This window comes from Pseudomonas sp. SDO5215_S409, assembly GCF_054071325.1.
The window spans coordinates 1-5557 of the sequence record NZ_JBSVWN010000115.1 but is presented as its reverse complement, the minus strand read 5'-3'; the positions used below and the strand labels follow the sequence as shown (position 1 = coordinate 5557).

4 protein-coding genes and 1 pseudogene are annotated in these 5557 nt (G+C 52.6%); 4 read left to right on the top strand and 1 reads right to left on the bottom strand.

What is annotated here, in order from left to right:
- Positions 1-516 (bottom strand): annotated as a pseudogene (locus ACW9H9_RS28225) (hypothetical protein); the annotation flags it as partial.
- A 668-nt stretch (positions 517-1184) separates the two neighbouring features.
- Here ACW9H9_RS28225 and ACW9H9_RS28220 point away from each other — a divergent pair.
- The 4 genes from ACW9H9_RS28220 to ACW9H9_RS28205 are packed head-to-tail and all read left to right on the top strand — an operon-like array spanning position 1185 to position 5516.
- Positions 1185-1766, top strand: a complete 582-nt coding sequence (locus ACW9H9_RS28220; RefSeq protein ID WP_457346639.1) for a fimbrial protein — start codon at positions 1185-1187, stop codon at positions 1764-1766.
- 48 nt (positions 1767-1814) lie between these two features.
- Positions 1815-2510: a fimbrial biogenesis chaperone gene (locus tag ACW9H9_RS28215; RefSeq protein WP_457346640.1), complete on the top strand. Its 696-nt coding sequence runs from the start codon at positions 1815-1817 to the stop codon at positions 2508-2510.
- A gap of 14 nt (positions 2511-2524) precedes the next feature.
- On the top strand, positions 2525-5014 hold the full coding sequence (locus ACW9H9_RS28210; protein ID WP_457346641.1) for a fimbria/pilus outer membrane usher protein: 2490 nt from the start codon (positions 2525-2527) through the stop codon (positions 5012-5014).
- A 19-nt stretch (positions 5015-5033) separates the two neighbouring features.
- Positions 5034-5516, top strand: coding sequence for a hypothetical protein (locus ACW9H9_RS28205; protein WP_457346642.1), 483 nt, complete (start codon positions 5034-5036; stop codon positions 5514-5516).
- The last annotated feature ends 41 nt before the right edge of the window (positions 5517-5557 follow it).

Below are 5557 nucleotides of genomic sequence, written 5' to 3'. Positions count from 1 at the left end.
CGTTTGAAGTGTAGACGAATTACTCAGAAATTTATTTCGCGAACAGCACACTAGCGCCAGCGCCTGGCGCACCTGGGCCTCAGTGGCGGTGAGCGGTATACGGTGAACAGCGGGTGGGCGGGGTGGAGGCGTGAGGTAGTTTTTCAGGAGTGCGCCCAGCTTTTCGAGTTGGAGATAAGAACCCAGTTCGCCCAACAACCTCAGCCCCATCAGGGGGATCAATTTTCCGGCCGCTCGCCCGACATCCTCATCCAGTGAATTGCTGATGATCACGGAGCGAACCAACTCACGTTGCGCCGAGTGTTTTAAAAAATTCAGGCTGTCGAGGCTTTCTTTGCGCAAGTCACACAAAGCAATGTCCACCGGCCCCACGCAATTAAGTGCGCTCAATGCGTGGTGAGCACAGGTTGCACTGAATACAAAGTCACATCCCAGTTGCCGCAACATATTCACGATAGTTGTCCGCTGGAAACAGGTGTCGTTCAAGACCAGAACGCGTAAAGGCAGCGTCTGCATGGGTAGCTCTCCGAAGTACGGTAAAACTCGAGTTCAAAGGTGGCTTTTTGAAACACCGTACTTCTTGATTCATGCGCTCAGGCCAACATACGTGGCAAGGCTAAAGTCAGAGGCGTTCTTCCTACACATTTGAATGAGTGCTTGATAGGGGATATATCGGGTGGTGCCGCTTAGTTTTGCAAACCTTTAGGGAAATAAGCCCGCTGAAATTTCCCTGAGCCTTGTAGGAAATTTCCTGTCGCTATGCGCTTTTCCGCAATGACCGCTGGGCGCTGTTCTTTTTCGTGGGAAATTTCCTACAAGTCGCAGGGATTGGTCCTACAGAGAATTTCCACCCCCATGCGCAAAATAGCCCCAGTTCGTTCGAGCTTATACCGTCATCGACTAAGTGCAGTGTTCAATTGCACTCATCAATGGCCCGTCATTTCTACTCGGCTCGTCATTATTGAGCAGGGTAAAAAATGAGGTTGTTCACTTTATAGAAGTAACCCACCACGGCGTGTTGAATGTGGGTGCTGCGCGGCAGGTTGAAACTTGCCGTCGGTGCCGATGCACGTTTGGCAAGCCGGGGTTGTTTCAAACGGTTTGTTATTTGCAAGTTGGTTCGCTGTACGAGTTCTGGCCAGTCGGCCCTGTCACAACCCTTAATGAAGTAATGGAGTTTTAAAATGAAACATGCGTTCTCTCTCGTTGCACTGGTCGCCGCGTTCACTTGTGCCAATGCCATCGCTGCCGATAATTCGGCGGGCGGCATCATTTCTTTCAGCGGCGCAATTACCGATACGACCTGCACGATCAATGGTGGCAAAAGTGCAGACTTCACGGTGGCCCTGTCTCCTATCTCTGTCGTGGATGCCGGCACTAAAGTGGGGCCCATCACCAAGAATAAAAAGTCGTTTTCCTTGACGTTCTCCGGTTGCAGCCCGGCGGCCGGTGAAGCCGGCACACCACTGAAAATGTATTTTTCGTCGGCGGATAATATCTCCACCGATGGTAAGTACCTGGTTAACAATTCGGTTAACGAAAACGATGCTTCCGTGGCGAAAAACGTTGGCTTTTCGCTTTCTGCCAGCGGTTCGACAACCCCTATCCAGTTGAACGTGCCTTACACCACAGCCGTCAGCGGGGCAAAAGCGTCGGCCGACTTCGAGGTGGTGACATTGGATGCTTACTACTACAAAACCAATACCGCCCCGGCGAAAGTGGGTGGCCTGAGTTCGAACCTGACGTACACCATTTCCTACCTGTAACTCATCGCATTTGCCAGGCCCTTCAGGGGCCTGGCCCTGGAAACGATCATGATAAAACTTATTGTTTTGGCGGGGCTGTTTGTCGCGTGCGTATCGGCGCAAGCCAATATTGTTATCAATGGCACCCGGGTTATTTACCCTGAACAAAACAAGGATGTAGTTGTTCAACTGATCAACAGTGGCAGCGATGCGTCGCTGGTGCAGGCCTGGATCGATGACGGTGATATTGATTCCACGCCCGAGACGGCCAATGTTCCCTTTTTATTGTCTCCTCCCGTGGTCAAAGTCTCGGGTGACAGTGGTCAGCAATTGCGCATAACAAAAATAGGCGCGCCGTTGGCGAGTGACCGGGAGTCAGTGTTCTTTTTGAATGTTCTGGACATTCCACCGGTGCCGGAGAACTTGCAGGGCGCCAACACGCTGCAACTGGCAATCAAATCGCGCATAAAAATGTTTTACCGGCCTGCTGGGTTAAAAGGCACTTCCGAAACCAGTCTCAATCACGTCGAGTTGCACGCGGTGGCGAACGGTTTCAATGTCGTTAATAACAGTGGCTATTTTTTTACGTTGGCCAACGTTGATCACGCTGATCAGCCGAACTTGCTGGTGGAGTCGGTCATGGTCGCACCGTTTTCTTCACTGTTTGCCAAAAGCAAACAGCCGGTCATTAAAAAAACGCCGTACACCCTGCGGTATATCGATGACCTGGGCGCTTATAAAACCAAGACCCTCACGTCGCACTAATGTGAATATTCAGAATGAAACAGCCAAACATCATCATCAAAGCACTGACGGTAGGCTCGCTGTTTCTACTGGATAACACCTGGGCGGAAACATTCGATACTTCGTTCATGGCCGGTCAATCGCGTAACGCCGACATTTCCCGGTTTTATGCGAGCTCGGCGATCCCTGCCGGCAAACAGGATATCGATGTGTACGTCAATAACAGTTGGAAAGGTCGTTACCCCGTGATGGTGGGCGAAACGAAAGACGACATTACGATGGGCCACGGGGACATTGCCCTGCTGGGCATCGACGTGAGTCGTTTGCCGGCCGCCGGTGCCGAAGGCGGCGGCGTGCAAGTGAGCCAATTGGTCCAGGGCGGTACTTTTTTGCTGGACATCAGCACGCTGAGTTTAAAACTGACCGTGCCTCAGGCGTATGTCAGCCGCACAGACTCGGGTTATATCGATCCCAAGTTCTGGGACACCGGCGTGCCTGCCTTTTCGTTGGGCTACAACGCGATGTACTACAGCATGCAGTCTAAAAGCGGCGGCCCGTCCAATGATGAGCTGTATTCAGGCCTGGACATCGGTCTGAGTGTGGCGGGTTGGCAGTTCAAGGAAACCAGTTCGATCAGAAAAAGTACTGCGCAAAAACTCAGCTACGAAAACAGCACCCGTTATGTACAAAAAAACGTGGCGCCTATCACCTCGAATTTCAAACTGGGTGATTTCTATACCGCCGGCGATCTTTTTGACTCGATCAAAGTGCGCGGTGTGTCGTTGACCTCCGACATGAATATGTTGCCCAACTCCCGACAGGGTTTCTCGCCGGTCGTGCGGGGCGTCGCGCGTAGCAACGCGCTGGTCAAGGTCATTCAGAACGGTCGTGTTGTCTATCAGGAAAACGTGCCGCCCGGTGCGTTTACGCTTGATGATATACAGCCCACCGGCTCTGCCGGAGACCTGACGGTACTGGTTAAAGAGGCGGACGGTCAGGAGCAGGTGTTCAACGTGCCGTTCTCTGCCGTGCCTAACATGCTTAAAGAGGGTGTCAGCAAATACAGCCTGACAGCGGGTACGGTAAACCAAACCAATACCGACTACCGCCCGGGGTTTGTCCAGGGCACCTTTCAATATGGGTTCAACAACCTCGTGACCGGTTACACAGGCGCCACGTTAAGTAATGACTACCGCGCCTATTTGGTGGGCAGCAGTTTAAACCTGCCGGTGGGGGCTGTGTCCGTCGATATCACCCAGTCGGATACCCAATTGAAGCAGCAGCATAAAACGGGCCAGAGTGTGCGCGTGGCATATAGCAAATTCCTGGACACGACGGCCACCAACTTTACGTTGGCCGCGTATCGTTATTCCACGGAAGGTTACTACAGCTTCAGCGATGCCATTTACTCCCAAGAGGGGTATCGCCAAATTGAAAAGAGCACCCGCCATCGCCGTTTCCACGATGAGGTGGAGGCGCCGGTTCTCGATTTGAATACGTGGGATGTGGTGCGAAATGCGCGGCCTCGTAACACCTTTAATTTGAGCCTTAACCAGCGTTTGTCAGACGGCTGGGGTACGGTGTTTTTTTCCGGAACACAGCGAGACTACTGGACCAGTAACACCAAGAGCCGTGAATACCAGTTCGGTTATACCAACACCCTGGGTTCGATCAATTACAACCTTTCGGCTAACCGCGTCAGAAATAACCAGCGTGAAGAAGAGACGCGTTTTTATCTCTCGCTGACAATGCCTTTTGATGTCGCCGGTCGTCGTGCGCATCTCAATGCCGGTGCCTCCGTTGTGGGGGGGCGTTATCAGCAAAGCAACCTCAGCGTGAGTGGAAATGCACTGGCCTCCAATCGCCTGAATTACACCGTGGCAGGCAGTAACCAAACCGGCGGCAATAACGCTGCCAGTGTCAGTGCCGCTTACCGCGGCAACGCCTCGACCGTGGGGGCCTCATATGGCGAGTCCTCCGAGTACCGCCAATCGGGTATCAGTGCGCGCGGCAGTGTGGTGGCTATTGCCGGGCACGTGCTGGCGTCCAATGAGATGGGCAGTACCATGATGATTGTCGAGGCGCCCAATGCCAAAGGGCTGATCGTGAATGGCGACCAAAGTATTGTCACCAATGAAAAGGGACTGGCGCTGGTTCCCTATGCAACCCCTTATCGCTTGAATTCAATTACGTTGTCTGATGGCGGTAACAGTTCGGGTGCAGAAATTATCGGCAATATCGCCAATACGGTGCCGTATGAAGGTGCGGTCAGCCACGTAAAGTTTGAGACAGACCAACGTCAGTCATACATTTTGAAGGCGCATAAAGCGGATGGCAGCCCGTTGCCTTTTGGTGCCGAAGTGGTGGACCAGTCGGGTCGCTCGATGGGGTTTATTGGCCAGTCCAGTGTGGTTTATATCAAGTCGGAGCAGAAGCCCGATTACCTGGAAGTGCGCATGAAAAATGGAAGTTGTATGGTTCGCCAGCCCGACTGGGCGGCGAGCGTTTCTCACACCTGTCATTAAGATGAGACGTTTGATTATCATGGAAAAACTGTATGTTTTCCTGCTGTTTTTAGTGTCGGGTGCCTTGAGTGCGACGGCGCACGCGGGCTGTTATGGCCAACGCACATTACATGCGCCGGATATCATGATTGACCTGTCAGACAAACTCAATGAAAGGAACAGGGTCTGGACAACGACGGTCTATACCAAGCTCGACGGGCTGGGCGATATGTCCTGCAGCAGCCAAGCGACGTTGACGACTGCCAATGGTTTGCCTCTGAATAACAAAGGGAGTTTGGGTATTGATGGCGGTAAGTATTGGATACGCGCTGAGATCATTGAGGACATCCCCCAAAGAACATTCGATGTGGGCAAACATGCTGCGTCCAAAGTGAACGTGCCGTTGCGCCTGCGCTTTTCGTTGGTAGAGGCAGGGGATCCCAACCGCATCGTAACCGGTGATACAGGGCGATATGATCCCGCCGTGATCATCAGCGACGAAACTGCGCTAAGGAAATCCTGAAGAAGACTTCCAAATATGGTGAAATACGCCGATCCCGTTGC

Coding starts and splice junctions, on each gene's coding strand:
- ACW9H9_RS28210 (WP_457346641.1), top strand. CDS start 2,525: ATGAAACAGCCAAACATCATCATCAAAGCACTGACGGTAGGCTCGCTG.
- ACW9H9_RS28220 (WP_457346639.1), top strand. CDS start 1,185: ATGAAACATGCGTTCTCTCTCGTTGCACTGGTCGCCGCGTTCACTTGT.
- ACW9H9_RS28215 (WP_457346640.1), top strand. CDS start 1,815: ATGATAAAACTTATTGTTTTGGCGGGGCTGTTTGTCGCGTGCGTATCG.
- ACW9H9_RS28205 (WP_457346642.1), top strand. CDS start 5,034: ATGGAAAAACTGTATGTTTTCCTGCTGTTTTTAGTGTCGGGTGCCTTG.